At 69.6% G+C, this 26,646-nt stretch carries 30 protein-coding genes, 1 tRNA gene and 3 pseudogenes; 19 read left to right on the forward strand and 15 right to left on the reverse strand.

Annotated features, from left to right (window positions below; genetic code table 11):
* Nucleotides 1-404, forward strand: a pseudogene (locus ON36_RS22680) (acetyl-CoA C-acyltransferase); the annotation flags it as partial.
* Nucleotides 405-471: 67 nt separating this feature from the next.
* Here ON36_RS22680 and ON36_RS22685 read toward each other — a convergent pair.
* Both ON36_RS22685 and ON36_RS22690 read right to left on the reverse strand, forming a co-directional pair.
* Nucleotides 472-1,341 carry a Bax inhibitor-1/YccA family protein gene (locus ON36_RS22685; RefSeq protein ID WP_043657272.1) on the reverse strand — a complete coding sequence of 290 codons (870 nt, stop codon included), beginning with the start codon at nt 1,339-1,341 and terminating at the stop codon, nt 472-474.
* 151 nt (nt 1,342-1,492) lie between these two features.
* A complete protein-coding gene (locus tag ON36_RS22690) occupies nt 1,493-2,641 on the reverse strand; it encodes a class I SAM-dependent methyltransferase (protein WP_043657275.1) in 1,149 nt (382 codons plus the stop codon).
* A 395-nt stretch (nt 2,642-3,036) separates the two neighbouring features.
* On the opposite strand from ON36_RS22690, the gene ON36_RS22695 reads away from it, so the two are divergent.
* The 7 genes from ON36_RS22695 to ON36_RS34255 all read left to right on the forward strand — a co-directional run bounded on the left by ON36_RS22695 (nt 3,037) and on the right by ON36_RS34255 (nt 8,018).
* Nucleotides 3,037-3,612, forward strand: coding sequence for an AMIN-like domain-containing (lipo)protein (locus ON36_RS22695; protein WP_043657277.1), 576 nt, complete (start codon nt 3,037-3,039; stop codon nt 3,610-3,612).
* 57 nt (nt 3,613-3,669) lie between these two features.
* Nucleotides 3,670-4,116 (forward strand): DUF6153 family protein, encoded by a 447-nt coding sequence (locus ON36_RS32925; protein ID WP_245558166.1) that lies wholly within the window; start codon nt 3,670-3,672, stop codon nt 4,114-4,116.
* 84 nt (nt 4,117-4,200) lie between these two features.
* Entirely contained in the window at nt 4,201-4,812 is a 612-nt protein-coding gene (locus ON36_RS22710) for a DUF305 domain-containing protein (protein ID WP_043657281.1), read from the forward strand.
* A gap of 106 nt (nt 4,813-4,918) precedes the next feature.
* The gene (locus ON36_RS22715; protein WP_043657285.1) at nt 4,919-5,458 is read left to right on the forward strand and encodes an Rv2240c family protein; all 540 of its coding nucleotides are present in this window, start codon (nt 4,919-4,921) and stop codon (nt 5,456-5,458) included.
* Between the two features lie 110 nt (nt 5,459-5,568).
* Nucleotides 5,569-6,846, forward strand: a complete 1,278-nt coding sequence (locus ON36_RS22720) for a serine hydrolase domain-containing protein (RefSeq protein WP_245558167.1) — start codon at nt 5,569-5,571, stop codon at nt 6,844-6,846.
* Nucleotides 6,847-6,917: 71 nt separating this feature from the next.
* Nucleotides 6,918-7,643, forward strand: a complete 726-nt coding sequence (locus tag ON36_RS22725) for a GntR family transcriptional regulator (RefSeq protein WP_043657288.1) — start codon at nt 6,918-6,920, stop codon at nt 7,641-7,643.
* 84 nt (nt 7,644-7,727) lie between these two features.
* Complete coding sequence (locus ON36_RS34255; RefSeq protein ID WP_043657291.1) at nt 7,728-8,018, forward strand: hypothetical protein; 291 nt, start codon at nt 7,728-7,730, stop codon at nt 8,016-8,018.
* Between the two features lie 50 nt (nt 8,019-8,068).
* Here the strand turns inward: ON36_RS34255 and ON36_RS22735 are convergent, their stop codons facing one another.
* From ON36_RS22735 to ON36_RS22745, 3 genes are read right to left on the reverse strand one after another with little or no spacing between them, the layout of a single operon-like run.
* Nucleotides 8,069-9,658, reverse strand: a complete 1,590-nt coding sequence (locus ON36_RS22735; RefSeq protein WP_083885320.1) for a GMC oxidoreductase — start codon at nt 9,656-9,658, stop codon at nt 8,069-8,071.
* Nucleotides 9,659-9,715: 57 nt separating this feature from the next.
* Complete coding sequence (locus ON36_RS22740; protein WP_043657294.1) at nt 9,716-10,339, reverse strand: DUF305 domain-containing protein; 624 nt, start codon at nt 10,337-10,339, stop codon at nt 9,716-9,718.
* On the reverse strand, nt 10,336-11,859 hold the full coding sequence (locus ON36_RS22745; RefSeq protein WP_043657298.1) for an LVIVD repeat-containing protein: 1,524 nt from the start codon (nt 11,857-11,859) through the stop codon (nt 10,336-10,338). The genes ON36_RS22740 and ON36_RS22745 overlap by 4 nt, the downstream gene beginning before the upstream one ends.
* Nucleotides 11,860-11,942: 83 nt before the next feature.
* Between ON36_RS22745 and ON36_RS22750 the strand changes: the two genes are divergently transcribed.
* The 3 genes from ON36_RS22750 to ON36_RS22755 all read left to right on the forward strand — a co-directional run bounded on the left by ON36_RS22750 (nt 11,943) and on the right by ON36_RS22755 (nt 12,994).
* Complete coding sequence (locus ON36_RS22750; RefSeq protein ID WP_043657300.1) at nt 11,943-12,542, forward strand: TetR/AcrR family transcriptional regulator; 600 nt, start codon at nt 11,943-11,945, stop codon at nt 12,540-12,542.
* Between the two features lie 69 nt (nt 12,543-12,611).
* The gene (locus ON36_RS35540; RefSeq protein ID WP_085999678.1) at nt 12,612-12,767 is read left to right on the forward strand and encodes a DUF6131 family protein; all 156 of its coding nucleotides are present in this window, start codon (nt 12,612-12,614) and stop codon (nt 12,765-12,767) included.
* Between the two features lie 14 nt (nt 12,768-12,781).
* The gene (locus tag ON36_RS22755) at nt 12,782-12,994 is read left to right on the forward strand and encodes a hypothetical protein (RefSeq protein ID WP_043657436.1); all 213 of its coding nucleotides are present in this window, start codon (nt 12,782-12,784) and stop codon (nt 12,992-12,994) included.
* On the opposite strand, the gene ON36_RS22760 is transcribed toward ON36_RS22755, so the two are convergent.
* Nucleotides 12,988-13,446 carry an SRPBCC family protein gene (locus tag ON36_RS22760; protein WP_043657303.1) on the reverse strand — a complete coding sequence of 153 codons (459 nt, stop codon included), beginning with the start codon at nt 13,444-13,446 and terminating at the stop codon, nt 12,988-12,990. The two genes, ON36_RS22755 and ON36_RS22760, sit on opposite strands and share 7 nt — an antisense overlap.
* A gap of 120 nt (nt 13,447-13,566) precedes the next feature.
* On the opposite strand from ON36_RS22760, the gene ON36_RS22765 reads away from it, so the two are divergent.
* The 7 genes from ON36_RS22765 (at nt 13,567) to ON36_RS22795 (ending at nt 20,758) form a co-directional block, all read left to right on the forward strand.
* Nucleotides 13,567-15,006: a peptide MFS transporter gene (locus tag ON36_RS22765; protein ID WP_043657306.1), complete on the forward strand. Its 1,440-nt coding sequence runs from the start codon at nt 13,567-13,569 to the stop codon at nt 15,004-15,006.
* 51 nt (nt 15,007-15,057) lie between these two features.
* Nucleotides 15,058-16,590 carry an amino acid permease gene (locus tag ON36_RS22770; protein WP_052314258.1) on the forward strand — a complete coding sequence of 511 codons (1,533 nt, stop codon included), beginning with the start codon at nt 15,058-15,060 and terminating at the stop codon, nt 16,588-16,590.
* A gap of 91 nt (nt 16,591-16,681) precedes the next feature.
* Nucleotides 16,682-17,332: a fasciclin domain-containing protein gene (locus ON36_RS22775; RefSeq protein ID WP_043657441.1), complete on the forward strand. Its 651-nt coding sequence runs from the start codon at nt 16,682-16,684 to the stop codon at nt 17,330-17,332.
* A 122-nt stretch (nt 17,333-17,454) separates the two neighbouring features.
* Entirely contained in the window at nt 17,455-18,105 is a 651-nt protein-coding gene (sigK, locus tag ON36_RS22780; protein ID WP_043657309.1) for an ECF RNA polymerase sigma factor SigK, read from the forward strand.
* Entirely contained in the window at nt 18,102-18,833 is a 732-nt protein-coding gene (locus ON36_RS32930) for an anti-sigma factor (protein WP_052314259.1), read from the forward strand. Before sigK ends, ON36_RS32930 begins: the two co-directional genes overlap by 4 nt.
* Nucleotides 18,834-18,877: 44 nt before the next feature.
* Nucleotides 18,878-20,563: a molybdopterin-dependent oxidoreductase gene (locus tag ON36_RS22790; RefSeq protein ID WP_043657312.1), complete on the forward strand. Its 1,686-nt coding sequence runs from the start codon at nt 18,878-18,880 to the stop codon at nt 20,561-20,563.
* A 118-nt stretch (nt 20,564-20,681) separates the two neighbouring features.
* Nucleotides 20,682-20,758 (forward strand) — tRNA-Leu (locus tag ON36_RS22795).
* 291 nt (nt 20,759-21,049) lie between these two features.
* Here the strand turns inward: ON36_RS22795 and ON36_RS37110 are convergent.
* From ON36_RS37110 to ON36_RS22820, 9 genes and pseudogenes are all read right to left on the reverse strand, one after another.
* Entirely contained in the window at nt 21,050-21,358 is a 309-nt protein-coding gene (locus ON36_RS37110) for an immunity protein CdiI family protein (RefSeq protein WP_506330706.1), read from the reverse strand.
* A 38-nt stretch (nt 21,359-21,396) separates the two neighbouring features.
* Nucleotides 21,397-21,900, reverse strand: a complete 504-nt coding sequence (locus tag ON36_RS33740; protein ID WP_218001230.1) for a hypothetical protein — start codon at nt 21,898-21,900, stop codon at nt 21,397-21,399.
* Between the two features lie 44 nt (nt 21,901-21,944).
* A complete protein-coding gene (locus tag ON36_RS34980; RefSeq protein ID WP_157224983.1) occupies nt 21,945-22,835 on the reverse strand; it encodes a hypothetical protein in 891 nt (296 codons plus the stop codon).
* A 4-nt stretch (nt 22,836-22,839) separates the two neighbouring features.
* Complete coding sequence (locus ON36_RS22800; protein WP_043657315.1) at nt 22,840-23,142, reverse strand: WXG100 family type VII secretion target; 303 nt, start codon at nt 23,140-23,142, stop codon at nt 22,840-22,842.
* Nucleotides 23,142-23,480: a WXG100 family type VII secretion target gene (locus ON36_RS33745; RefSeq protein ID WP_083885321.1), complete on the reverse strand. Its 339-nt coding sequence runs from the start codon at nt 23,478-23,480 to the stop codon at nt 23,142-23,144. The genes ON36_RS22800 and ON36_RS33745 overlap by 1 nt, the downstream gene beginning before the upstream one ends.
* Before the next feature lie 108 nt (nt 23,481-23,588).
* Nucleotides 23,589-23,862: pseudogene (locus ON36_RS36965) on the reverse strand (hypothetical protein); the annotation flags it as partial.
* A 3-nt stretch (nt 23,863-23,865) separates the two neighbouring features.
* Nucleotides 23,866-24,359: pseudogene (locus tag ON36_RS36970) on the reverse strand (pyruvate carboxylase); the annotation flags it as partial.
* Between the two features lie 209 nt (nt 24,360-24,568).
* Nucleotides 24,569-25,018, reverse strand: a complete 450-nt coding sequence (locus ON36_RS22815; RefSeq protein ID WP_043657322.1) for a cupin domain-containing protein — start codon at nt 25,016-25,018, stop codon at nt 24,569-24,571.
* 41 nt (nt 25,019-25,059) lie between these two features.
* Nucleotides 25,060-26,283 (reverse strand): acyl-CoA dehydrogenase family protein, encoded by a 1,224-nt coding sequence (locus ON36_RS22820; RefSeq protein WP_043657324.1) that lies wholly within the window; start codon nt 26,281-26,283, stop codon nt 25,060-25,062.
* Nucleotides 26,284-26,377: 94 nt separating this feature from the next.
* On the opposite strand from ON36_RS22820, the gene ON36_RS22825 reads away from it, so the two are divergent.
* Nucleotides 26,378-26,644 (forward strand): YdeI/OmpD-associated family protein, encoded by a 267-nt coding sequence (locus ON36_RS22825; RefSeq protein ID WP_043657327.1) that lies wholly within the window; start codon nt 26,378-26,380, stop codon nt 26,642-26,644.
* Nucleotides 26,645-26,646: the final 2 nt, after the last annotated feature.

The raw sequence follows: 26,646 nt of genomic DNA on the forward strand, positions 1-26,646 counted from the left end.
GCGACACCAAGGCCAAGGAGCTGGGCCTGACCCCGCTGGCCCGCATCGTCTCCACCGGCGTGTCCGGCCTGTCGCCGGAGATCATGGGTCTCGGCCCGATCGAGGCTGTGCGCCGCGCGCTGAAGCTGGCGGGCAAGAGCGTCTCCGACATCGACCTGTTCGAGATCAACGAGGCCTTCGCCGTGCAGGTGCTCGGCTCGGCGCGTGAGCTGAAGATCGACGAGGACAAGCTCAACGTCTCCGGTGGCGCGATCGCGCTGGGCCACCCGTTCGGCATGACCGGCGCCCGCATCACCACCACGCTGATCAACAACCTCCAGACCTACGACAAGCAGTTCGGTGTGGAGACCATGTGCGTCGGCGGCGGCCAGGGCATGGCGCTGGTCATCGAGCGCCTGAGCTGATCGACCGGGAAAGACCGAACCCCCGGCCTCCTGTGGAGGCCGGGGGTTCGTCGTCGTGCGGGGTCGATCAGTCGCGCTGGAAGTAGCTCAGCAGGCGCAGGATCTCGACGTAGAGCCAGACCAGGGTGACGGTCAGGCCGAGCGCGACGCCCCAGGCCGCCTTCGCCGGGGCACCGGCGCGGATCAGCTGGTCGGCGGCGTCGAAGTCGAGCAGGAAGCTGAACGCGGCGATCGCGATGCAGACCAGGCTGAACACGATGGCCAGGGCGCCACCGTCGCGCAGGCCGAAGCCGCCGTCGGTGAAGAAGCTCGCGATCAGGTTGCCCAGGGCGAGCACGACAACGCCGACCATCGCGCCGAGCAGCATGCGGGTGAAGCGCGGCGTGACGCGGATGGCGCCGGTCTTGTAGACGACCAGCATGCCGGCGAAGACGCCGAACGTGCCGAGCACCGCCTGACCGATCAGCGCGCTGCCGCCGACACCGCCGAAGGTGACGTCGGTGAACATCAGCGAGAGCGCGCCGAGGAACAGGCCCTCGAACGCCGCGTAGGACAGCACGATGGCCGGGTTGTCCATCTTGTTGCCGAAGCTGGCGACCAGGACGAGGACCAGGCCGACGAGGCCGCCGCCGATGACGAACAGCGGCGCGAGGCCGGGGCTGTTGTAGGACAGCGCGTAGGAGATGATGGCCGCCACGGTCAGCACGGCCAGGGTGATGCCGGTCTTGGTGACGACATCGTCGATGGTCATCGTGCGGGTGGCGGGCGCAGGCTGGTACGGCTGCTGGTAGGGCTGCTGACCGTACTGGCCGTACTGCTGCTGTCCGTACTGGTTACCGAACTGACCGGCACCGGCGGCGCCCGTGCCGAAGTTGGCGTAGTTGCCTGCCTCCTGCCGCGGGAGGTTCCGGAACACCGGATTCGATGTGCTGCGCACCTGTGTGCCTTTCTCGGAGTGGTTGCCGCTGTCACAGCCGGTTCGGGCTGCGGTCTCGACTTTTCCAACGCCCGGCAACCGGACAAGGTTCCCGAAACCACCGGACACCCAACCAGCCGGACAAATCGGACTCTACCCCGAAGGGCCGCCCTTATCCCTGTCCGTCACGAAGTCCACGCACCGACCGCGTGACCGTGAACTTCTGGTTGCGCCCGATGACGTCGGTGCGGCCCACCATGCGCGACATGACCCCGCGATAGTCCAGATGCGAGTTGTAGACCGTCCACAGTTCGCCGCCCGGCCGCAGCACCCGGCCGGTCTCGGCGAACATCTTGATGGCCGAACCGGTGTGCACCGCGGCCCCCACGTGGAACGGCGGGTTGCACAGCACCAGGTCGGCGCTGTTGTCGGCGGTGGCCGACATGGCGTCGTCGCGGACCACCGAAACCCGTTCCCCGACACCGTTGGCCACCGCCGTCGCCTGCGCCGAGGCCACGGCCGCCGCGGACTGGTCGGTGCCGAGCACGCGGATCGCGGGCCGGGACTTGGCCAGGGCTACGGCGAGAATGCCGGTGCCGCAGCCGAGGTCGACGGCGTCCCGGGCGTCGGGCTTCATGCGGTCGAGGTGCTCCAGCAGGAATCGGGTGCCGATGTCCAGGCGCGGGCCGGAGAAGGCGGCGCCGTGCGCGACGACCTCGCCGCCGAGTTCGGCGATGTACTCGCGCACGGGGAACCGCGTCGCGTCGACCGGGCGGGGGCCCGAGACCAGCAGCACCCGCGACTTCTGCCTGCCGCGACTGGCCCTGACCTCGGTGAAGAACTCGCCGAGCACGTCGTTCATGGCCGGGGTGAGGTACTTGTCGCGGCCGCCGGCGAACACGAGCACCGACGGGTCGGCGTAGCGGGCGATGGCCTCGGCGACCTCGGCGAGGCCCGAGAGCACGCGTGGCAACCGCATCAGCACCAGCCGCGCGCCCGTCAGCAGATCGGGCCCCAGCGGGGCGGCGCCGTAGCGATCGGCGAGCCCGAGCACGCGGGCGTTGTTGGCCAGGGCGAGTTCGCCGGTCAGCAGATCCTGGTGAACCCGGAGGCCGGTGTGGCCGTAGCGGGTGGCCGCGCCGAGGGTCAGCGCGCCGTAGCTGTCCCCGATGACGGCAATCGTCCCGCTATCCGCGCCGGTGAGCGCCTCGTCGGCGGTGTCGAGGAGGAGGCGATCGGCGGCATCCACCGCGTAGAGGTTCGGCGCCTCCACATCCGGATACCGGCGCAGCCGGGTCAACACATCCTCGACGATTTCCACGCCACAAGTGTGCTAGATCGTTGCCCCACGGTCACATCCACCCCGGAATTGCCGTGGTGTTGTTACTCACACTCGACTGTCTCGCGATGTAAAACACTGGATACGAACACTTCTCGGCGATTAGCGGGTTCCTAGCGTACCGGGGGCCGCGTCATTTGTTGACGAAACATGTTGTTCCGCAGATCTTCACCGCCGACGGCGCTCCGCCGGGGCGCTTCGACCGTCGATGTCCGTTTTCCGCCGTCGGACCGCGCGGCCCAGCGCGGACCCGGACCGATCGGTCCATCCGGCCGCCTGGACCTCTCCGGCACGAGGCCAGCAAACCTCGCCGTCCGGGCAACACGGCCGCCTCGCCTGCCCCCGTCCGGGCGCCCGACCGGTTTACCATCGGCACCATGCGTAACGTCCTGGTGCCCCTCCTCGCCGCCGCGGCCGTGGCCGTGGCCGGCTGCGCCACGGACAGCCCGGCGGCCGCGCCACCGTCGTCGACGACGCCCCCGGCGGGCACCTTCACCGACGCCACCGGCGCCCTGCCCGCCGACAGCGACCCGAAGACCGCCGAGGCGGGGCCCCGCGCCGCGCTGACCGTCACCGAGATCCGCCTCGGCAAACAGCCGGGCTTCGACCGGGTCGTCTACCAGTTCGGCGGGACCGGCACCCCGGGCTGGGACGTCCGCTACGTGGATCAGGCGGTGCGGGACGGCAGCGGCCGCACGGTCGACGTCGCGGGATCGATCCTCGAGGTGCGCATCCTGGGCGCGGTCTACCCCTTCGACACCACCGAGGTCCCCTACGCGGGCCCCGATCCCACCACCGATCCCGGCGTCCCGGAGATCACCGGCGTCTACAAGCCGCTCGTGTTCGAGGGCGTGGCGCAGTCCTTCATCGGGGTGCGCGGCGACCGCCCCGCGTTCACCGTGTCGAGCCTGACCGGTCCGACGCGGCTGGTCGTGGACATCGCCACCGGCTGAACCCGTACCGCGTGAGGGTATCGGCGGCGGCCGACGCCGCCTCGCTACACTGACCCCGTGGCCGATCGCCGAGAGCTTCCGCGCGCACCCGGGGTGTCCCGGGCGCTCGGCCTGCTCGCGCTGCTGGCGGGCATCGTCGCCATGCACGCGGCGGTCTTCGCGGGCCCGTCCGGCCACGAGACCACCGGGCACGCAATCCCGGCCCAGGCCGCCGGCTCGGCCCCGGGCCCGGCGGCCGCCCCGGCGCTCGCCCCCGCGGGCAGTCCCGACCACGAGGACTTCGGCTGCATCATGGCCGGCTGCGGCGAGCACGCCGGGCTGCACGGTTGCGTGTTCGTCCTGGTGGCCGCGGCCTTCGCCATCGCCCTCGTCCTGCTCTACCGGGTGCCCGGCACGGGGCCGGGCCCGGGCGGCGCGCTGCGCGGTTTCCGTCGCGCGCCGCGCGAGCGTGCGCCGCCGTGGACCGTGCTCTCCCTGGCTCAGCTCTCGATTCTGCGGATCTGACAGGTCGGCCCGGCCGTCCCACCAGGGACCGGTCGCGCCTCGTCCTGCCCATCGCACGTCGAATCCGATCCGAGGAGCACACCCATGTCCGTTTTCCGTGTCACCGCCGTCGCCGTCGCGACCGCCGCCACCCTGTTCGCCGCGGGCTGCGGCGACGACAGCGCGCCCGCCCCCGCCGCGACCTCGAACACCACGACGCCCGCCCCGACCGGCACGCAGGCGGCCGCCTACACCGAGGCCGACGTCACCTTCCTGCAGATGATGTACCCGCATCACGCGCAGGCCGTCGAGATGGCGCGGCTGGTCCCCTCCCGCTCGCAGAACCCGGAGCTGATCGCCCTGGCCGCGAACGTCGAGAAGGCGCAGGCGCCGGAGATGGAGCAGATCACCACCCTCCTGACCGGCTGGGGCAAACCGGCCCCCACCGCCGACATGGGCCACGGCGGCCACGGCGGTCACACCATGTCCGGCATGATGACGGCCGATCAGATGACCGCGCTCGCCGCCGCTTCCGGCCCCGCCTTCGACCGGATGTGGCTCGAGATGATGATCGATCATCACCTCGGCGCCGTCGAGATGGCGAAGACCGAGCTCGCGGCCGGGGTGAACACCGAGGCCCGCGCGCTGGCGACGGCGATCGTGGCCGACCAGGAGAAGGAGATCGCCCAGATGCGGGCCATGCTCGCTCAGCGCTGAGCGGTACCGCCGCGCCGGATCACCCGCTCCGGCGCGGCGGGCCAGGCTGACGCCACGCCCCGCGAGCCAGTACCGTCGATGTGTTGTCCCGAGGGAGGAGAGGGAGATGCGAGTACTGGAACGCGTGGGTCTTGGCACCGCGCTGGCTGCCACCGTGACCGGCGTTGTCCTGGTCAGCGCCTGCACCACCCAGGTCGACGGCAAGGCCGAGGTGAGCCAGCCGGAGCTGTCGGCCTACCGGTCGGAGGTCTCGGCCTCCTCGGCGGCGGCGTCGTCGTCCAAGGCCGCGGCGATCGCGCGGGTGACGCTCAACGCCTGCGACCAGATGCGCGCGGCGAACAGCAGCTCGGTGAAGTCGTTCAACGCCTACATCACCGCCAGCAACAATCACGCGCCCGACGAGAACACCAAGGCGACCGAGGCGGTGACCACCCTGCGCACCAACGCCAAGGAGCTGGACCGCAAGATCACCACCGACGTGCTCGCCGAGGTCGCGACCGCGCTCAAGGCCTACCGCGACGACACCAACGTGCTGGCCGACACCCTGGAACGCCGGGCGGGCACCGACGAGCTCAACGGTGTGATCGACAAGTTCAACACCACCAAGGACCACGCCATCGAGGTGTGCAGGCCGCACAGCAAGTGAGCCGCCCGTAACGCGTACAGCGCCGTTCACGATTCTCACCGCGGAGCGTAACCGAGAGGGAGATCGTGCACGTCTCGTTGAGAAGCATTGCAGCAGTTGCCGTTTCGAGTTTGAGTCTGGTTCTGGCACCCGCCGCGGCGCACGCGGACCCGGCCACCCCGCAGCAGTGCCGGGTCACCTCGGACCGGGCCCCGGCCACCGCCGACCCCGCCGCGGTCGCCCTCGATCCCGCCGGCGTCGCCGCGGCCATGGCGACGGCCGACGACTCGACCCGGTTCAACGTCCAGCTCTACCGCAACAACTGCCTGGTCGCGGCGGGCCCGCACAACGCCGCCTCGGGCGGGGTGGCGTGGAACCTGTGGAGCGGCACCAAGAGCGTGGTGTCCCTGGTCGCCGGCATCGCCGTCGATCAGGGCAGGCTGCGCGTCGACGACCCGATCGATCGGTACCTGCCGCCCGGCCTCGGCGATGCCGAACACCGCGCGATCACCGTGCGCAGCCTGCTCACCGAGTCCTCCGGGATGGAGGTGGCGGTCGCCGCCGAGGGCGCCGCGGGGCTGGTCCAGCTCGATCCCAACGTGGTCGCCCAGGCCATGGCCATGCCCATCGAGAAGCCGCAGGGCACCGAGTTCAAGTACAGCCAGCGCGCGGTCGACCTGCTGGCCTATGTGATCGGGCGCGCGGTCGACGAGGACTTCCAGACCTTCGCCCAGCGCACCCTTTTCGATCCGCTCGGCATCCAGCGCGGCGACTACTACTGGGCACGCGACCGCGCGGGCAACACCTACGGCCACGCGCACCTGATCCTGCCGCCGGACGACTTCGCCAAGCTCGGCCTGCTCGTCGCCAACCACGGCGCCTGGAACGAGCGGCAGGTGGTCTCGGCGGCGTACCTGCGCGAGGCGACCACCCCCTCGCCGACGCACCCCTGCTACGGCTACCTGTTCGTGGTCAACGGGCCGCAGTGCTCGCCGCAGTTTCCCGGCCTGCCCGCGGACGCGGTGAAGATGTCGGGCATGCTGCGCAACGACAGCTACATCGTCCCGAGCCTCGGCCTGGTGTTCAGCTGGACCGGTGTCAGCGTGCCCAACGGCCCGCTCGGGCTGACCCACCAGGTCATGCGGCAGCTGGTCGCGGCGTTCCGGGACGTGGCGATCCCGGATCCGGGCCCGTACCAGCCCCTGCCGGACGTGGCGGTCACCGATCCGATGATCGCGAATCCGGCGCCGTTCCTCGGCCTGGCCGGTATCGGCGACTACGCCTATCCCGGGTGCAGTTTCCTGTCCTGCCTGGGCGAACGCCCGAAGGCGCCGTTCTCGGACTGGCCGCCGGGCTGCTTCATCCTCGGCTGCGCGGGCACCGACGCGCGGACGCCGGGCATCCGGTAGCCGGGAGTATCCTGTCCGGGACCGGACAGGACCAGTAGGGACCTGCCGGAGGCGACCGGAGGAGGGTCCCCATGCCCGTTCCGCTGCGCGACAGCGCCGTGCCCAAACACGAACAGCTGCGCGCGATCCTGCTGCAGAAGTGCACCAGGGAGCTGCAGCCGGGCGATCTGATGACCAGCGAACGCAATCTCATGCAGGACTACGGCGTCAGCCGGATCACGGTCCGCGAGGCGATCGGGCAGCTGGTCAACGAGGGCTATCTCGTGCGCGTGCGCGGCAAGGGGACTTTCGTCGCGCACCGGCAGATGCAGTCGCGGTTGCACCTGGCCTCGTTCAGCGAGGAGATGCGCGCCCAGGGCCACGAGCCGACCACGCTGGTGCTCGCCGCCGAGCGGGCACCGGCGCCGGAGCCGACGCTGCGCGCCCTCGGGCTGCCGGGCGGCTCGTCCGCCTTCCACGTGCGGCGGCTGCGGCTGGCCGACGGCGATCCGGTCAGCGTCGACGACGGCTGGTTCCATCCCGAACTGCTGCCCGGCCTGATCGAGCACGACCTCACCGGCTCGCTCTACCAGCTCACGGCCCAGCGCTACGGGCGCGTGATCGAGCGCGCCGAGCAGACCGTCGACGCGCAGGCCGCCGATCCCGGCGTCGCCGAACTGCTCGACATCCGCAAGGGCGCACCGGTGTTGCACTTCGACCGGATCTCCTTCAGCGGCGACCACGCGGTCGAGCACACCGAGAGCTGGTACCGCTCGGATCGGTACCGGTTGCAGATGGAGGTCGGCAGGCGGAGCTGAGCAACCTGGGCCGAACACGTGTGAAATCGGCTTGTTTCAGATACCGTGGCCCCACTTTCCCAGTGCTAGGCCGGAGGTCTCCCCATGTCCCACCGAACAACTCTCGCGCGCGCGGCCTTCGTCGTCGCCACGGCCGCTGCCGCCGCGCTCGTCACCACCGGAACGGCGAGCGCCGCGGGCGGTCTCGACTGGGACCTCTTCCCGTCGGGCTCCGCCGAGATCGGCCCGCCCACCGGTAGCGCGGGCTCGGTCGACATCGGCCTGCCCACCGGTTCCGTCGACGCCGACTTCGGTTCCGGAGCGCCCAAGCCGCCCGCCTCCGGGTCCGGCACCGGCTCGGGCGGCACGGGCTCGGGCACCGGCTCGGGCAGCTGATCCCCACCGGGCCGTGCCACCCTCCCCCTCCGGGTGGCACGGCCCGGCGCTCAGATCAGCGTGCCGACATCGGTGCGCACCAGCGTGTCCAGCGCGCGCTCGGCGAGCGCGGCGATGGTCATCGACGGGTTGCAGGCGGCGGTGTTGCCCGGCATGAGGGCGCCGTCGAGGACGTAGAGCCCGCGCTGACCGAGCACCCGGCCGTCGAGATCGCACACGCTGCCCATGTTCGCCCCGCCCAGCGCGTGCCAGGTCGAGGGGAACACCGCGTTGGTGTCGACGACCTGCGCGGCCGGGCCCGCCACCCGCCGCACCGCCGCATCGATGTGGACCTGGATCGCGGCGTCGCCCTCGGTGGGCCAGCGCAGCGTCGCGCTGTCGGAACCGCCGTCGTAGACGAACTCGCCGCGGCCCCGGCTCACGCCGTAGCCGACCAGCATGGTGCTGCCCGCGTCCATCGCCAGCGGCGGGATCGAGGCCTGGATGAAGGTGTACGCCGCCTGCGGGTCGTCCCAGTTCCTGCTGCCGTAGACGACCGGGCCGCCCTGGGCCGCACCGAATCCCGCCGTCGGCTCGCGCCAGACGTAGATGCGGTCGGCGTTGGTGCCCCAGCCCTTGCCCAGCTCGTCGGGCAGGTCCGGGATCGCGCCCGTCGCGCCCGCGCGCACCAGCAGCCGGGTGGTGTTGAGGCTGCCCGCGGCCAGCACGAGCGCCGAGGTGGTGATGATCTTGTTCTCCAGGACCGTGCCCGAGGTGTCGAGCCGGTCAACCCGCACCACCCAGCGACCGTCCGGCGCCCGCTCGACGCCGGTGACCTCGTGCAGGGTCTGCACGTCGACCAGCCCGGTCGCTTCGGCGGCGGCGATGTAGGTGACGTCGACGGAGTTCTTGCCGCCGTTGTTCACCCCCATCGCGCCGTCGCCGTTGGTGTAGGAGGGCTTCATCTCCCCGCGCAGCTCGGCCAGCGCGTAGTTCCAGTCGATCGGCATGGGGATCTTCGAGACCGGGAAGCCCGCGGCCCTTGTCCGTTCGGCGAAGACGCGGGCGGCCGCGTACGGCGCGCTGTCGACCAACTCGTCCGGGGCGGTGGCCAGCCTCAGCATGCGCGCGACCCGGGGGTAGAAGACCTGGTCCATGCGGCCCCAGTCCAGCCCGGCCGGGAAGTGCGCCTCGAAGACCTCGCGCGTCGGCTGCAGCGACATGCCCTGGTACACCAGCGATCCGCCGCCGAGGCCCGCCGCGCACAGGGCGGTCATCCCGGTGCCCGCGACCGCTTCCACCAGACCGGTGTACTTCTCGAACAGCAGCGGCGTGCCGAACAGCGCCGGGCTGGAGCGGTGCCACAGCAGCCGCTTGTCGGGCCGGGTGGCGTGCGGGAAGGTCTCGGAGTTCGGGCCGGTCGCCCAGCGCCGACCCCGTTCGAGCAGCAGCACCGGCACGCCGGCCTGGGCGAGCCGCAGCGCGGTGACGCCGCCGCCGAAGCCGGAGCCGATCACCACCACGCGGCGGTCCTCGCGGGTCAGCGGGACGCCACCGACGCGGGCCGCGATCCCGCCGCGCGCCGAGGCGGTGCCCGCGGCGGCGAGCAGCAGGCCCGCGGCGGCGCCGCTGAACAGGGAACGGCGGGTCATCGTCGCCATAGCACTACCTTCATCGTGTCGTTGCTGTCGTTCGGGTCGTTCGGGATCGGTCGCGGGTCATCCGCCGCGCCGGTCGAGCAGCAGGGACAGCAGGCCGATCTCCTGCCCCTGGGTGCGCACCATGTCGCGGGCGCTGCGTTCGACCTCGCCCCCGGTGAGCAGCGCGTCGGCCGCCGCGGCCATCTCGACGCCGCCCGCGTGGTGGCGCCGCATCAGCTCGAGGAACAGCACCTCGGCCCGCGTGCCGCGCGCGGCGGAGAGCTCGTCGAGTTCGGCGGCGGTGGCCATGCCCGGCATGGGGGCGCCGGAGGGGTGCGTGGCCGCCGCGTGGTCGTGGCCGCCGGAGGCGGGCATCCACGCCATCGGGCGCTCGCCGGTGACCGGCGCGCCCGCCAGCCGCAGCCAGCCCAGCAGCATGCCCAGTTCGGTGCGCTGGCCGTCGGCGATCTGGCGGGCCAGCGCGACCACGTAGGGGTCGGCGGCGGGGTCGAGCCGCTGGGTGAGCAGGAGGGCCTGGCCGTGGTGGGCCACCATGTCCTGGACGAACCCGATCTCGGTGTCGCTCAGGACGGGTCGCGCCGCGGGCGGCGACAGCGCCGGCCGCAGCGCCGCGCCCATGACGAGCAGCAGCGCGGCGAGCGCGACTCCGGCGGCGACCCGGAAACCGCTGCGGCGACTCATGATCCGGTGGTCGAGTCCTGGCCGGGCGGTGGCGTGTAGACCTGCGGGGACAGCTCGAGCGCCAGGAATCCGTTGTCGGCGCAGGTGGTCCAGATCTGGTTGCCGCGCCATTCCGGCGGCGAGAAGCACCAGTCGGTCGACAGGTCACCGAAGGCCACGGTGCCGGTGCGCGCGCTCCACGCCTGCGCCGGGTCGAAGCGGCCCGCCAGCATCGCCTGCGCGACCGAGGGCGCCGCCAGGACCGGCGGCCCGATGATCGAGGCCAGCGCGTGCGGCGAGTTCCACAGCTCGGTGTTCTCCCCCGTCCGCGCGGGCGGGTTGAAGTAGCCGATCTCGCGGAAGTTCCCCGGCTCGCGCACGTCGAAGACCCGGATGCCCGAGGAGGTCCAGCCGCAGGCGAGGGCGGTGGGGTCGACCGGCCGGTCGGCGGCGCAGTAGTGGGCGTCGTAGGCGAACAGCGAACCGCCCGAGGCCGAGGCGAGCATCGAGTCCTGATGCTCGGGCAGGTTGATCTCGAGCTTGATCGAGGCGGTGACGCGCGGGTTCCGGTCGTCGGAGACGTCGATGAGTTTCACTCCGCCGGAACCGGCTTCGTCGACGGCGAAGACGTAGGGCGTCCCGCCGTAGGTCACCGGTACGGCGTGCTGGGTGGCCCAGCCGTCCGACCACGGCAGGGCGGCGAGCTCGCGCACCTCCGGCCGCGGATCGCGCCGCTGGACCGCGCCGATGTCGAAGATCTTCATCCCGCCGAGGTTGTCGGCGAGGTAGAGGCGGTTGCCGTCGGGCGAGACGCCGAGTCCGTGCATGGACAGGCCGGGCAGACCCTGCCACACCACCTTCGGGTTCGCCGGGTCGGCCAGGTCGACGGCGCTGACCAGGCCGGGCGCGGTGCCCGAGCTCCAGTAGGTGCGGCCGTCCGGGGAGAAGCCGCCCTCGTGCGCGGTGATGGGCAGCGGCAGCGACAGGTCGGTGCCGGTGCCGGGATTGAGCAGGCGCGGGTGCGCGCAGTCGCTGATGTCGTAGACCGAGAGCATGCCCGCGCCGGTGAGGGCGGGCACGCCTGCGCCGACGAGCAGCTTGCGCGCCTTGTTGACCTTCAGGCTCTCCCAGGTGCCCGCCAGCATGGCCGGTTCGGCCAGCGTGGCGGTGCGCACGGGCGCGGCGGGATCGCTCACGTCGACGACGTGCACGCCCGCGTCGGGGCCGAGCAGGTCGCCGGGGAAGAAGGTGCCGACGTAGGCGCAGTGGTCGAAGGTGACCGAGGTGATGCCGCCGCCGCGCCCGCCGAGGGCGCCGAGCAGCCGCATGTTGCAGCGGAAGCCGTCCCTGGAGCGGCCGCTGTCGCGGTCGGCGGCGGGGACGTCGCCCTGGAGGCCGGATTCGGGCGCGGAACCGGGCAGGCAGTCGGCGCGGGTGGCGGCCGGCGCGGAATGCGCGACGACGGCGCCGAGGGGAAGCAGGAGGGCGGCGGTCAGGGCGAGACCGGAGCGCCGCAGCGCGCGGGTGGAGAATGCGATCATTTCTTGTTCGTCGCCCCGGCGAGGAGGGGCGCCTTTCACGAAGTAGTAACCGTGTTACCGGGCGCCGACGCTACCATTCCGGTGTGAGCAGGGGAACAGAATCGGACGGATCGGCAAGAATTGTCGCGGTGGTGCTCGATCTGCTGAATTCCGAAGGCTACGAGGCCGTCCAGCTCCGGACCGTCGCCGCCCGCGCCCACGTCTCGCTCACCCGGATCTACCGGCACTTCCCCACCCGCGACGAACTGATCATCGCCGCGCTCGCGCAGTGGATGGACGAGAACGCCTACGCCGCGATCACCCCGCCCGCCGCCGACGCCTCCGTCCGCGACAGCATCACCCAGGTCCTGCGCTGCGTCTTCGAGCCCTGGGAGCGCAACCCCAAGATGCTCGAGGCCTACCACTTCGCGCGCACCGGACCGGGGGGCCAGCGCCTCGACGAACAGGGCCTCGGCGTCGTCCTCCCCGTCGCCGAACCCGTCCTGCGCGACCTCGACCCCACCTACCTGCAGGACCTGGTGCTCATCCTGGGCAACATGGCGCTCGCGCTCATCGGACGCTTCGCCACCGGCACCCTCGAGATCACCGAGATCCTGCCCACCCTGGAGCGCACGGTCTACCGGCTCACCGCCGACAACGCCGCGCTCACGGCCCGGAAATCCGACCTGTTTCCGCCCTCCTGAACCGGGCATGTCTGAGCACACAGACGGACAACCCGGTCCGTCGCTCGCAGTGGTACAGGTGAAAGCTCGATGATTATTCTCGGAGCCGTCCTCTTCCTCGCCGGACTGTTGTTCGGTGTTCCCATCCTGGAGACGATCGGCATCGTCGTCCTGGTGATCGGTCTCGTTCTGCTGCTGGCCGGCTCCATCGGACGGCCGGTCGGCGGCAGGCGACACTATTACTGACGGAGGTGGGCACGATGACCAGCGTCCGCAGTATCCTCCCCGTCCTCATCCTGATCTGGCTCATCATCGGCGCGGTCGCCGCGGGCCAGCGGGGATACATCACCGATCGCGACCAGAACTGCGCCACCCTGGGGACGCTCGCCGTCACCGTGGTGGCCGGGCCGCTCAACTACCTGGGCGTCAACCCGAAGGTCGACAACTGCGACCTGCCGCAGCCGAGTCAGTGATCGGGGCGGGGCCGTCCGTCGCGCGCGATGATCAAGGCCGCCAGCCGGTTCAGTGATTCCTGGTTGCGCGCGGCGAACAGCAGGTCCTGAGCGGGCCCGGGCACGAGGTGCCCGGGCCCGCTGATCGCGCGTTCGACCATGTCGATGGTCGTGTAGCCGGGCTGGGTCTCGGTGAGGGTCAGGCGGATACCCGCCGACCCCAGCGACCAGAGCCTGGCCTCCAGCTCCAGCCGATGCGGGCGCTCGACCGAGCGCACCACGGTCGTGTCGCGGACCAGCACCGGCCACAGTCCCACGCTGTAGTGGATGCGGCTGCCGACCGCGGGCCAGTCCGGGTCGACCCGGCGGATGTGGGACGCGCCGACCACCCAGCTCGCGTACAGCCAGCCGTCGGCGAGCGTGGCGAAGGCACGTTCGCACGGCACCGGCACCGTCACGCGAGCAGTCAGCATCGGCCCCAGGATAATTCGATTCCGCCGCCGGATCACGGCGAGAGAGCGGCCGCGGCACGCCGAGGGCACGGAAGCCACAAAATTGCCGTCCGGCGCGGCCGGGCGTGCGATCGTTCAAGAATGTCGGCGGAGAGAACGTTCTTCGGTCACCCCATCGGGCTGACGAACCTGTTCGGTGTGGAGCTGTGGGAACGATTCTCGTTCTACGGCATGACGACCATCCTGGGCTACTACCTCTACTACTCGGTCACCGAGGGCGGCCTCGGCCTGTCGCAGAGCACCGGGGTGGGCATCGTCGGCGCCTACGGCGGCCTGGTCTACCTGTCCACGGTGCTCGGCGGCTGGGTCGCCGACCGGTTGCTGGGCATGGAACGCACGGTGTTCTACGGCGGCGTGATCGTCATGGCCGGCCACATCGCCCTCGCGATCATCCCCGGACTCGGCGGCGTCGGCATCGGCCTCGTCCTGGTCGCCCTGGGCAGCGGCGCGCTCAAGGCCAACGCCTCCTCCCTGCTCGGTACCCTCTACGCACCCGGCGACGGCCGCGTCGACGGCGGCTTCACCCTCTTCTACCTCGGCATCAACATCGGCGCCTTCGCCGGCCCGCTGCTGACCGGCCTGCTGCAACGGGAGTGGGGCTTCCACGCCGGTTTCGCCGCCGCCGCGATCGGCATGGCCATCGGCCTGACCCAGTACGTCGTGTTCCGGGGCAATCTGGGCGGGCACGGCCGCGAGGTACCCAACCCGATCACCCGGCGCGAGCTGGCCCCGGTGCTGATCGGCGTCGCCGTCGCCGCCGTCGTGGTCGCCGTCGCCGCGTTCACCGGGCTGGTCACCCTGGACAACCTGCCCGACGTCACCACCGGGGTCATCGCGCTGGCCTCGGTCGTCTACTTCGCCGTCCTGCTGACCAGTCCCAAGGTCAACGCCGTCGAACGCACCCGGGTGCGCGCCTTCATCCCGCTGTTCCTCGCCAACGCCGTGTTCTGGTCGCTGTTCCAGCAGATCTTCACCGTGCTCGCCGTCTACTCCGACGAGCGGGTGAACTGGGACATCTTCGGCTGGGACGCCCCGCCCAGCTGGATCGGCTCGGTGGAACCGGTATGGATCATCGCGCTCTCGCCGCTGTTCGCCATGATGTGGACCCGGCTGGGCAACCGGGCGCCGAGCACGCCGGTCAAGTTCGCGCTCGGCGTGATCGGCATGGGCCTGGCGTTCTGGTGTTTCCTGCTGCTCACCGGGTACGACGGCAAGACGGTCCCGGTGCTGGCGGTGTTCGCGATCCTCGGGGCGTTCGCGGTCTCGGAGCTGCTGCTCTCGCCGATCGGCCTGGCCGTCACCACGCAGCTGGCGCCCGCGGCCTACCGCTCCCAGATGATGGCGCTGTACTTCTTCTCCGTCGGCATCGGCACCTCCATGGCGGGCACCCTGGCCCGCTGGTACGACACCGACGACGAAGCGCCATACTTCGGCGTCCTCGGCGGCGTGACGGTGCTGGTCGGCCTGATCGTGTTCGCCCTGGCGCCCTGGATCAAGCGGCACATGGAAGGTGTGCACTGACCCGCTCGGCCGGGTACTCCCCGACAGACGTACGACCGAAGGAGAAACACCGTGACGACGCCGGAAGACGCAGCGGCGGCCAGCAAGTCCGCCGTTCGCTGGGGTGGGCTGTTGCGCACCAAGACCGTCGAGCAGTCCATCCTCGATACCGACGATCCCGACTCACGGTTGCGCAAGGACCTCACCGCCTGGGATCTGACCATCTTCGGCGTCGCCGTGGTGGTCGGCGCGGGCATCTTCACCCTGACCGCGCGCACCGCGGGCAATGTCGCGGGACCGTCGGTGTCGCTGGCGTTCGTCTTCGCCGCGATCGCCTGCGGCCTCACGGCGGTCTGCTACGCCGAGTTCGCCTCCACCGTCCCGGTCGCGGGCAGCGCCTACACCTACTCCTACGCCACCTTCGGTGAACTCGTCGCCTGGATCATCGGCTGGGACCTCATCCTCGAATTCGCCCTCGCCGCCTCGGTGGTCGCCAAGGGCTGGTCGCAGTACCTGGGCACCGTCTTCGGCGACACCCAGACCACCATGCATCTGGGCTCGGTCACCTTCGACTGGGGCGCGGTGCTGCTCATCGCCGTCCTCGGTGTGCTGCTCGCGATCGGCACCAAGGTGTCCTCGCGGGTGTCGGCGATCGCGGTCGCGATCAAGCTCGCGGTGATCGCGCTGGTGCTCGTCGTCGGCATCACGTTCTTCCAGCCGGAGAACCTCACGCCCTACATCCCGCCCTCGGAGCCCGGCGACGCGGGCAGCGGCCTGCACCAGTCGCTGTTCTCCTTCCTCACCGGCGCGGGCAACAGCACCTTCGGCTGGTACGGCCTGCTCGCCGCGGCGAGCCTGGTCTTCTTCGCGTTCATCGGATTCGACGTCGTGGCCACCGCGGCCGAGGAGACCAAGAACCCGCAGAAGGCGGTGCCGCGCGGCATCCTCGGTTCGCTGGTCATCGTGACCGTGCTCTACGTGGCCGTCTCGCTGGTGCTCACCGGCATGGTGCCCTACACCGAGCTCTCCGGGAAGGACGCCACCCTCGCGACGGCGTTCGCGATCAACGGCGTCGACTGGGCCAAGTCGCTGATCTCCATCGGCGCCCTGGCCGGCCTGACGACGGTGGTCATGGTGCTGTTCCTCGGGCAGACCCGGGTCCTGTTCGCGATGTCCCGCGACGGCCTGCTGCCGCGCTGGCTCGCCCACACCGGCACCCGCGGCACCCCGGTGCGGCTGACCGCCATCGTCGGCGTGATCTGCGCGGTGCTGGCCGGATTCGTCGACTTCGGCACGCTCGAGGAGATGGTGAACATCGGCACGCTGTTCGCCTTCGTCCTGGTCTCGGTCGGCGTGGTCGTCCTGCGCCGCACCCGCCCCGACCTGCCGCGCGGTTTCCGGGTGCCGTGGGTCCCGTTCATCCCGATCCTCGCGGTCCTGGCCTGCCTGTGGCTGATGGTGAATCTGTCGGTGGAGACCTGGCTGCGCTTCCTGATCTGGATGGCGATCGGTTTCGTCGTCTACTTCGCCTACGGCCGTCGCCACTCGGTGCTCGGCAAGGCCGAGAAAGCCCTGCGCGCGGAGGCATCCGACCCGGCTCCGTGAACCGCACCCATCCGGGGTACTGCGCAGGCCGAAATCCTTTCCGTCTTCAGCCGCGGCCGCTCGGCCGCCTGTACGAAAGTGACGGATGACGATGCGACCCCTGCGCAGTACCTTCGTGGCGGCCCTGCTGGTCGGTTCGGTGGTCGGGCTGACCGCCTGTTCCAGCGACAGCGACAGCTCCAGCACGAGCACGACTTCGGCGATGCCCGCGATGACCACCTCGGCCTCGGCCCCGGGCACCGCCACCGCGGCGGCGCCGGTCGGCCCCGGCTGTGCCCAGTACGCCGCCCAGGTCCCCACCGGCCCCGGCTCGGTGGCGGGCATGGCCAAGGATCCGGTGGCCGTGGCCGCCTCCAACAACCCGATGCTGACCACCCTGGTCGCGGCCGTGTCGGGCAAACTCAACCCCCAGGTCAACCTGGTCGACACGCTCAACGGCGGCCAGTTCACCGTGTTCGCCCCGGTCGACTCGGCCTTCGCGAAGATCGACCCGGCCACCGTCGAGTCCCTGAAGACCGATTCGGCCACCCTGACCAAGATCCTGACCTACCACGTCGTGCCCGGCCGGATCGAGCCCGCCCAGATCCCCGGCACCCACAAGACCGTCGAAGGCGCCGATGTCACGGTCACCGGTTCCGGCGACAACCTCGTGGTCAACGACGCGAAGGTGCTGTGCGGCGGCGTCCAGACCGCCAACGCCACGGTCTACATGATCGACACCGTGCTCATGCCACCGGCGTGACCGTGCGTGCGGCGCCCCCGCTCCGGGCAGTACGGTCGGGAGAGGATTTTTTTCACGGCACCCATCCGCCGGGACGGGCACGCCGAAATCCCTCCCATGCGCATTCGAGCAGGGGCACAACGATGACGCACGTCCCGGGATCCTCGCCGATCCGTCTGCAGTCGGCCGACGCCGAGCCGCCACCCGCCTGCCCCGCGGGTGGCGGTCCGGACGAGGCCGCGCAGGCGCGGCTGGCGCGCCTCCTCGGCGAGATCGCCACGGGAAACCGGCCGTCTTTCACCGCCTTCTACCGGGCGACCAGCCCGCGGGTCTTCGGGCTCGCGCTGCGGGTGGTGCGCAACCACTCCGCGGCCGAGGAGATCACCCAGGAGGTGTTCCTCCAGGTCTGGTCGCTGGCCGCCGACTACGACCCGCTGCGGGCCAGCCCGATCGGCTGGCTGATGATGCTCACCCACCGGCGGGCCGTCGACCGGGTGCGCGCCGAGCAGTCGGCCTCCCAGCGCGACCTGGTGTTCGGGCACTGTCACCTCGGCCGCGACCACGACACCGTCGCCGAGGAGGTGTCGCAGCGGCTCGACGAACAGTCGGTGCTGGACTGCCTGGACACCATGACCGAACTCCAGCGGGAGGCGGTCGCGCTCGCCTACTACGGCGGGCGCACCTACGTCGAGGTCGCCGAGACCCTGGCGGTGCCGTTGCCGACGGTGAAGAGCCGGATCCGCGACGGGTTGAAGAGGCTCGAGAACTGCTTGACCGGAGGGAATCCCCGATGAGCGAGACAGATCGGCGCACCCCCTGGTCGTGGTTCGACGAGGCGTACCCGTACGCCCTCGACGCGCTCGACGAGCGGGAACGCCGGGAGATCGACGACCGGCTGCGCGAGGCCGGAGCCACCGTCGCCGCCGACTTCCACGCCGCGGTGCGCCGGATCCAGGAGACGTTGGCCGCGCTCAGCGCGGTGGACGCGGTGCCGCCACCCGCGCGGCTGGAGGCGGCGCTGGAAAGGGCGCTCGACGAGCGCACCGTCGGGCGCGTGCATCCGCTGCGTCGCCGGGCCCGCCCCGGTTTCGGCGGACGCTGGTTCGCGGTGGCCGCGGCGGTGGTCGTGGTGGCGGGCGCGGCGCTCGGCATCACCGCCGTCGTCGACCGGTCCGGCGACGCTCCGGGCACCGTCACCGCCCAGCAGGTGCTCGACCGGCCCGACAGCCGGACGGGTTCGGCGCCGATGGCCGGGGGCGGCGAGATGACCGTGGCCGTGTCGAACGAACTCGGCGCCGCGGCGGTCGCCTTCCACGACATGCCCGCACTGCCCGCCGACCGCGCCTATCAGCTGTGGCGGGTGCCCGCGGGCGGCACGCCGGAGTCGGTGGCGGTCGTCGCCGGTCCCGGCATGGTCGTGGCGACCGTGCGGCCCACCGACACCCTCGCCGTCACCGTCGAACCCGCGGGCGGCTCGCCCGCTCCGACCACGACGCCACTCGGCAGTATGACCGTCGGCTGACCCGCGCGGCGGGCCCTGCCGACATCCCCTTCCAGGAGGTCAGCATGGCCCGCCGTGCATCCCGTCCGCTCTCCGCTCTCGCCGCCGCGCTCGCGGGCATCGCCGCCGCGGCCCTGTTCCTCGGCGTCGGCGACCTGATCGCGGTCCTCGTCGACCCGGCCGCCTCCCCGTTCTTCGTCCTCGGCGCCACCGTCGTCGACCACACGCCGAACTGGTTGAAGGACAGCGCGATCCGCTGGTTCGGCGCCAACGACAAACTGGCCCTGTCGATCACGATGGCCGTCGTCATGACCCTCGCGGCCGCCGCGATCGGCGTCCTCGCCCGCCGCCGCCCCGCCGCAGGCGCCACGATCCTGGCCGCGCTGGGGCTCGGCGTGGCGGGGGCGGCCCTCCTCCGCCCCTCGGCCACCCCCTGGTTCGCCGCGCCGTCCGTCGTGGCCACCGCCGCCGCCGTGCTCGCGCTCCTGGCGCTGGTCACCAGGCGAGCCGTCCCCGCCGCCCGGCGCCCGGATGGGCGCGCCGGACGTGAGGTCGGCCGTCCCGCCCCCGAGGAGCCGCACGCACTCGCGCTCCCGCCCGCGAAGCCGGACCGGGACCAACCCGGTGCGCCGCCCTCGGACGCTCAGGCCGACCGAATCGGACAGGGCGCACCGCCACCCCCCGGCCGACCACGTCGCGCCTTCCTCTGCACCCTCGCCGCCGTCGCCGCGGGCGCGGCCGCGGCGGGTGCGGCGGGCCGCTCTCTCGGTTCCCGCCTGCACGACATCGCCGCCGACCGGGCCGCTTTCGTCCTGCCCCGCGCGAGTGCGGCCCCGCCGGTCGCGCCGGGCACGGACCTCCGGCTCCCCGGCCTCACCCCGTTCCTCACCGCGAACGAGGACTTCTACCGCGTGGACACCGCCCTCCAGCTCCCCGCGCTGACCCGCGCGAACTGGCGCCTGCGCATCCACGGCATGGTGGACCGCGAGATCCGCCTCGACTTCGACGAGCTGTCCGCCCGCACCGCTGTCGAGTCGATCGTCACCCTGACCTGCGTCTCCAACGAGGTCGGCGGGGATCTGGCCGGCACCGCCCGCTGGACCGGCTACCGCCTCACCGACCTGCTCGCCGAGGCGGGCCCCGCCCCCGGCGCCGACATGGTGCTGTCCCGCAGCATCGACGGGTTCACCGCGTCCACCCCCCTGGCCGCGCTTCTCGGCAACCCCGACGCTCTGTTGGCCGTCGGCATGAACGGCACACCGCTGCCCGTCACGCACGGCTACCCGGCGCGCATGATCGTCCCCGGCCTCTACGGCTACGTCTCCGCCACGAAGTGGGTCGTCGATCTGGAGGTCACCCGCTTCGACCGCGCCGAGGCGTACTGGACCCGCCGTGGCTGGTCGCCGCGCGCCCCCATCGAGACCGCCTCACGCATCGACGTCCCCGCCGCCTTCGCCACCCTCCCGGCGGGCCCCGTCACCGTCGCGGGCGTCGCCTGGGCCCAGACGCGCGGCATCGCCGCCGTCGAGGTCCAGGTCGACGACGGCCCCTGGCAGCCCGCCACCCTCGCGGCCGCCTATTCCCTCGACACCTGGCGCCAATGGTCGTTCGCCTGGCAGGCCACCCCCGGCACCCATACCCTTCGTGTACGCGCCACCGACTCCACCGGCCGCCCCCAGACCCCCGACCGCACGCCTCCATTCCCCGACGGCGCCACCGGCCACCACACCCGCGTCCTCACCATCCGCTGACTCCCCACCCCCGAAACCCCGCCCACCAGGCGTTTCCCACGCCCCGCGACACGCCGAACGCCCCACTGCACCCGCTCGATTCCGGTACAACCGTACGAGTCGTTACGCTGTCCGGGACGCCCCTATAGCCCAATTGGCAGAGGCAGCGGACTTAAAATCCGTCGAGTCTGGGTTCGAGTCCCAGTGGGGGCACCAAAGGGCCAGGTCAGCCCTGGTTGCCGACTCGACGGACCAGCAACCCAGCGGCTGCACCCAAGAAACATCAAGAATTCCCAGCCAGTCGGCCGTCAGCCGCCCGATGATCCAGCATCCACGCCTGGTTCCTTCTCCAAGACATCCGATGAATCCGGAGCCAGCTCCGCCGCATGTGCCGCGGGCTCGCCCACCTTCAACCTCCGCACGTGACCCGGAAGGTCGCCGGACCGCTCACACTTCGGCCCAGACCGCAGACCCGACGGGAAATCCAGGTCCGCCACAAACGACCGATCACGCCAAGGAACACGGTGGCGAGTATTCGATTTCATAGCGATACCCGATTTCCTCCCTGAGTCGCTCCGCCAGAACCCTACCTACATCCCAGAACCGTTTCTCATCCGACGGAGAACTAAAACTTGGATCGCGCGGATCATCGGTGAGATCGTATATCGAATCCCATTCCTCCGCCCATCCGTTCAGGTCATCTGCCAAATGATTCGATATTCCGAGCGACGCCGGATCAACGTTCTCACATACTCCCCCACGGCATTTCCACGTCGCGAAGCACTGAACCTCTGGGAGTAGCTTGATATATGCCACACTGAACCTTTCCTATCGTGTAGAGCTTCACAGAGAAATTAGGATACCGGGTTGGCGCCTACGATAAATCCATTTCCGCCTACAGTGACGGCGACTTTGACAATTTTACCATTATGCATGACCTCGTAGACGGGGCGATCTCGCCCGGACACCCCCACCTGCTTCCCCTCAGTAACCGCCTTTACGACAACTTCGTCGATCTCATCCTTGGCGATCCCCTTTGCCTCAAATTCCTCTGAATGTCGCAGTACGTGCTGCAATCCGGCGCGATCATTTCCATTCTCAAGGAATACCACTCTGCCCGACGGATCGCGACCTATTTGGACAATGTTATTGCGATCGAATTTTGTTCCCGCAGCCTCAAGCTCTTTGATAAGCGCTTCCCGTTCCGCAATTGTCGATGCAAGTCCTGTCCTCGGCACACCTTGGTCAGCAGATCCCTTCCCTGTGTCGCCAATGTCAGCGAGCAGGATCGGTAAATTGGCAATTTTGGCGAGGTTGTCGGTGTTTAGATCGGTGGAGGTGAAGACTATCCCGATCAAGGCCGTGAGGAAGGTGTTGATGGGCGGGACTATGTATAGAGTTGCTAGGTTGAGGAATTCGTCTTCGTCGGACTTATTTGAGTTCGGGGACTTGCCGTCTGATTTCTGCGGTTTTTCGAAGGGCCGGTCTTTTTCTTGATCTGTATGCGATTTATGGCGATCCAGATCGCGTAGCCGACCGCCACACCCGCGAAGTTGGTGTCGATGTCCTTCCGCATTTTGGTTAAGCCCGTGCTGTGGGCTTCTACAGCGGCGGCGATGTCGAGTGCGGCGGTTTCGATTTCTCGTGCACAGTTGCGAAGTGTGGTCAAATGGGCGACCAGGTTCGGGACGTCTTTTGCAGTTGAACCGTAGGCGCGCTGGAGTCCATCAGCGGTCACCTTGACTCTAAGGCTTGCGTCTGCCACCGGCGTGGAGGTGGAGAATGTCTTCCATTTGGACGCCGCTTTGGCCAATTTGTCTGTGTCACCGTCGGGTATTTGACCGCCGTTAACATTTGCGCTGACTCTATCGTACAGCCCGGGAATGTTGCATTCGAGGCCGTCGCTATTCTTGGTCTTTGACGGGCCGATGCCGAGGACCAAGTGGGGAGGAAATGCTCGCTCCGTAGGCAAGGTTGGGCGAGTAGGTGGATCACCCTTCTTCGGATCGCGGTTAGCTTCGTATTCTTTTAGAGCCCAGTTGTACGCAGTGGCGGTTAGTACATCACCCATATGTTGCAAGGTCTTCACGAAATACGGGGCCGTGACTGTCATCGCTGTCGCGCGACTGTCATACGACTTGGTCCAGGCGTCTACCGCGTTGTAGGCGCCTGCCATACCGCCCACCTCTATAAGAATGGATTGTAAGGAGTTGTAGACCGTTTCATATTCCTGTGCGAGGGCGTAGCATTCTTTTGCTGCATCGATGTAGCTCTTTGGAGCGATTGATGCCAATCGATTAGCCGCCGCTCATTCGTAGGTTGATTTCTTCGGCGGCTTTGTAGGCGTCGCGGGCGGTGACCGCGGCGGTATGCATCTCCTGGAGTCCCTCTATCACGGTGGTTGCGCCGGTCAGCCAGTCTCGGAAGGCTTGTTCCTGGGCGTCTGCGGCTGCGCCGTTCCAGCCCTGCTGTATGGTGGCGACGCGTTGGGTGATTCCGTCGAGGCTTTCGGTGAGGAAGCCGATGAATCCGTTGGCGCGGCTGACGAGTTGGTCGAGGGCGTCGAGGTCGAAGCTGAAGTCGCGGGTGTTCTCGGGCATTAGAGGTTCAGTTTCGGTAGGTCGAGTGAGCTTAGGTTGCCTGCGTTGGATGTGTCTTGTGCGGCTACGGCTTTGGCTGCGACGCCCAGTAGTTCGCCCATGGTGGCGAGGGCGGCCAGCACGGTGGTGGCACCCTCCTTTGTCGTGGTCCAGCCGGTGCCGAACGAGTCGGCTGCCGCTCCGGTCCAGGTGCCAAGAGTGCCTGTTACTTCGCGGTCGAGTGATTCGAGGCCGGTGCGCAGCGACGCGGCGACTTGTTCGATGTAGACGCCAGCGTCGGTGACCTCGGCTGGAACCATCGTGAAATCAGTGATGGGTGTGGAAGATTCGCCTGCCATCTGACCCCCTTGATCCGTAGTACGACTTCGAATCTAGTTGTCGGCACTAAGGTTTACAACCAGGGCGACGCGGGTCGTGGGCGATGCCCTGGCTTGGCGCAGGCGGTCCAAGCGGCCGGCCATGTCCTTGATCGCGAACACGTGGGCGCCCCGCGTCGACGATCTGTTCGGCCAGCTTCAGGTAATAGTCCAGGGTGTAGAGGTTTTCGCCCGGGTCGGACAGGTCGCCGATTGAGGACAGCGCCACTTCGGCGAGGGCGGTTCCGGTTTCGCGCACGGCGTCGATGGCAGGGCGCATCTGGTCGACATTGTTGAGCGCGTCGAAGAGGCGGAAGATGTCCACACCGGTGGCGCTGGCCTCTGCCACGAAAGCACGGGTGACCTGGAACCGCAGCGCCACATCGTAGGTCGCGCCGCCCCATGCCTCGATCGAGAGCAGCTCTGGTGGCAACCGCGCCACATGCCCGGACACCGCGAGCAATCCGCTGGTGTGTACCCGCGTCGCCAGCAGCGACTGGTGCGCGTCGCGGAAGGTTGGTGTCGGTGACACCGAGCGCCTTCTGTTCGCGCATCGCCGTCACAAACCCTTCCGGACCGAGCGCGCAGGCGCTGGCGCGAACCGGCGGGCGGGTCGACCGTCATGTCGATGGCGGGCAGCTTGTCATGCGGGTACACCATGGTCGGGCGCGCGCCGTAGGGCTTGTCGACCGTGACATCGCCCAGGTACTCCAGGATCTTGGGGGCACGGTCGGCCGAGGTGTGGCGGGCGAGCAGTTCGGGACGCTCGTCGATGAACGAGGTCGTGGCCAGGCCGGCCTGGAAATCGGGGTCGTCCAGGACCGTTTGCAGGAGCGGGATATCGGTGGTTGCACCAAGAATTCACCGTGAATGTACGTGATCATCCGTGAGCAATCAGCCATACAATTCCGACATCACCACAGGTAGACCGCCGATCGTGATTACCTGTGACCGGCCGTGAAGGTCCATTCGCTCCGGAACCACACCCGTCGAGTCCGGGTTCGAGTCCCAGTGGGGGCACTTCATCGGGGCTGGTCGGGGGTGGGAACGGCGCCGCGGCGCGGGCCCGGTTACGCGCAGTCCGGTGCGGGCGAGTCGACGAAGAGGGGTTCGCCCGCCCGGTTGACGTAGGCGACGTACAGGACGGCGGGGTCGGCGCCGAGGTTGCGGCCGACGTGCACGTGGTCGGGGCCGACGGTTTCCGACAGGCCCTGACCGGCGGCGTAGGTGACGGGCACGCAGTCGGTCTCGTAGCGGGTCACCTCGCCCGCGGTCACGAAGGCGAGCACGGCGCCGTCGTGATAGTGCCAGCCGAGGGTGCCGCCGGGCGCGACGGTGATGCGCCGGAAGGTGTACACGCCGGGCAGCCCGGCGAAGGGGCCGAAGCCGCTCACGTCGACCTGGGACAGCTGTTCGACACGCACCCCCGAGGACGGCGTGGCCGACGCCGAGGGCGCGAGAGCGCCGATCGCGGCGGCTACCACCACGGCGCCGGCGAGGGCATTCCGGTGGATGCGCATCCTCGGAGTATACGAGCGGCCCTCCGGCGCGAACAGGGCTCTTATCCGGCGATCAGCCCCTTGGCGATGTGGGTGACCTGGATTTCGTTGCTGCCGGCGTAGATCATGAGCGACTTGGCGTCGCGGGCGAGCTGTTCGACCTTGTACTCGGCCATGTAGCCGTTGCCGCCGAAGAGCTGCACGGCCTCCATGGCGACCTCGGTGGCGGCGCGCGAGGAGTACAGCTTCATCGCCGACGCTTCGGCGAGGGAGACCCGCTCGCCCGCGGCGGTGCGTTCGATGGCGTTGAAGACCATGTTCTGCACGTTGATGCGCGCGATCTCCATCTCGGCCAGCTTGAGCTGGATGAGCTGGAACTGGGCGATCTCTCGGCCCCACAGCTTGCGCGACTTGGCGTAATCGACGCACAGCCGGTGGCATTCGTTGATGATGCCGAGCGCCAGCGACGCGATGCCGATGCGTTCGGCGGCGAAGGATTCCTTGGCGCTGTCCTTGCCGTCGTTCCCGGCCACGCTCTCGGATTCGCCGAGGAGCCGGTCGGGGGTGAGGCGGACGTTCTCGAAGAAGAGTTCGCCGGTGGGCGACGAGTTCATGCCCATCTTCTTGAACGGCGGGCTCTGGACGAAGCCGGGCATGCCCTTGTCGAGGACGAAGGTCAGCACCTTGCGGTCGCGGCGGTCGGTGCCGTCCTGCTCGTCGAGCTTGGCGTAGACGACGGTGACGTCGGCGTAGGGGCCGTTGGTGATGAAGGTCTTGCGGCCGTTGAGGATGTAGTCCGCCCCGTCGCGCCGGACGTAGGACTTCATGCCGCCGAAGGCGTCGGAGCCGGAGTCGGGTTCGGTGATGGCCCAGGCGCCGACCTTCTCCATCGTGACGAGTTCGGGCAGCCACCGCCTCTTCTGCGCCAGGGTGCCCCGGCTGCGGATGGTCGCGGCGGTGAGGCCGAGGCTCACGCCCATCGAGGCGACGAGCCCGAGGCTCACCCCGGCGAGTTCGCTGTTGAGGATGACGCCCATGCTGCCCGCGCCGCTGAATCCGCCGGACTTGCCCGAGCCGGTGGTGCCCGCCTCTTCCTTGGCGAGGGCCTTGGCCAGCCCGTCGCGGGCCATCTCGTCGAGCCCGAAGGTGGCGTACAGCTTCCGGATGATGTCGAACGGCGGCAGCACGCCGCTCTCCAGCGCCTCGATGTGCGGGGTGACCTCCTTGGCGATGAAACCGCGCACCGCGTCGCGGAACATCAGGTCTTCGTCGGACCACTGGTACATGTCTTGACTCCTGGGGGATCGCCGGAACTCTGCCTCGAATATAGAACACGTTCTAGTTGACTCGGCGTCGTTCCCGGTCCGCTACCGTGGGGACATGACTGGTCAGCCGGTTCCGGGCGGGGTGGTGCACGACCTGCCCGCCGACCTGCGGGCGGCGCTGGCCGCGAACGCGGTGGCCTTGGCCGCCTGGCGCGACATCACCCCGCTGGCCCGCAACGAGTTCATCTGCTGGGTGGAGGACGCGAAACAGCCCGCGACCCGAGAGCGCCGGATCCGGCGCACCCAGGAGGAGCTCGAGGAGGGGCAGCGGCGGCCGTGCTGCTGGCCCGGCTGCGCGCACCGGGAGCGCACCGGGCGGTGACC

Source organism: Nocardia thailandica NBRC 100428 (genome assembly GCF_000308795.1).
GTDB lineage: Bacteria > Actinomycetota > Actinomycetes > Mycobacteriales > Mycobacteriaceae > Nocardia > Nocardia thailandica.

Coding starts and splice junctions, on each gene's coding strand:
- ON36_RS22715 (WP_043657285.1), top strand. CDS start 4,919: ATGCGAGTACTGGAACGCGTGGGTCTTGGCACCGCGCTGGCTGCCACC.
- ON36_RS32930 (WP_052314259.1), top strand. CDS start 18,102: ATGAGCGAGACAGATCGGCGCACCCCCTGGTCGTGGTTCGACGAGGCG.
- ON36_RS22755 (WP_043657436.1), top strand. CDS start 12,782: ATGACCAGCGTCCGCAGTATCCTCCCCGTCCTCATCCTGATCTGGCTC.
- ON36_RS22695 (WP_043657277.1), top strand. CDS start 3,037: ATGCGTAACGTCCTGGTGCCCCTCCTCGCCGCCGCGGCCGTGGCCGTG.
- ON36_RS33745 (WP_083885321.1), bottom strand. CDS start 23,480: ATGGCAGGCGAATCTTCCACACCCATCACTGATTTCACGATGGTTCCA.
- ON36_RS22800 (WP_043657315.1), bottom strand. CDS start 23,142: ATGCCCGAGAACACCCGCGACTTCAGCTTCGACCTCGACGCCCTCGAC.
- ON36_RS22825 (WP_043657327.1), top strand. CDS start 26,378: ATGACTGGTCAGCCGGTTCCGGGCGGGGTGGTGCACGACCTGCCCGCC.
- ON36_RS22740 (WP_043657294.1), bottom strand. CDS start 10,339: ATGAGTCGCCGCAGCGGTTTCCGGGTCGCCGCCGGAGTCGCGCTCGCC.
- ON36_RS22745 (WP_043657298.1), bottom strand. CDS start 11,859: ATGATCGCATTCTCCACCCGCGCGCTGCGGCGCTCCGGTCTCGCCCTG.
- ON36_RS22760 (WP_043657303.1), bottom strand. CDS start 13,446: ATGCTGACTGCTCGCGTGACGGTGCCGGTGCCGTGCGAACGTGCCTTC.
- ON36_RS22765 (WP_043657306.1), top strand. CDS start 13,567: ATGTCGGCGGAGAGAACGTTCTTCGGTCACCCCATCGGGCTGACGAAC.
- ON36_RS35540 (WP_085999678.1), top strand. CDS start 12,612: ATGATTATTCTCGGAGCCGTCCTCTTCCTCGCCGGACTGTTGTTCGGT.
- sigK (WP_043657309.1), top strand. CDS start 17,455: ATGACGCACGTCCCGGGATCCTCGCCGATCCGTCTGCAGTCGGCCGAC.
- ON36_RS22815 (WP_043657322.1), bottom strand. CDS start 25,018: ATGCGCATCCACCGGAATGCCCTCGCCGGCGCCGTGGTGGTAGCCGCC.
- ON36_RS22725 (WP_043657288.1), top strand. CDS start 6,918: ATGCCCGTTCCGCTGCGCGACAGCGCCGTGCCCAAACACGAACAGCTG.
- ON36_RS22820 (WP_043657324.1), bottom strand. CDS start 26,283: ATGTACCAGTGGTCCGACGAAGACCTGATGTTCCGCGACGCGGTGCGC.
- ON36_RS22775 (WP_043657441.1), top strand. CDS start 16,682: ATGCGACCCCTGCGCAGTACCTTCGTGGCGGCCCTGCTGGTCGGTTCG.
- ON36_RS22735 (WP_083885320.1), bottom strand. CDS start 9,658: ATGGCGACGATGACCCGCCGTTCCCTGTTCAGCGGCGCCGCCGCGGGC.
- ON36_RS22790 (WP_043657312.1), top strand. CDS start 18,878: ATGGCCCGCCGTGCATCCCGTCCGCTCTCCGCTCTCGCCGCCGCGCTC.
- ON36_RS34255 (WP_043657291.1), top strand. CDS start 7,728: ATGTCCCACCGAACAACTCTCGCGCGCGCGGCCTTCGTCGTCGCCACG.
- ON36_RS22710 (WP_043657281.1), top strand. CDS start 4,201: ATGTCCGTTTTCCGTGTCACCGCCGTCGCCGTCGCGACCGCCGCCACC.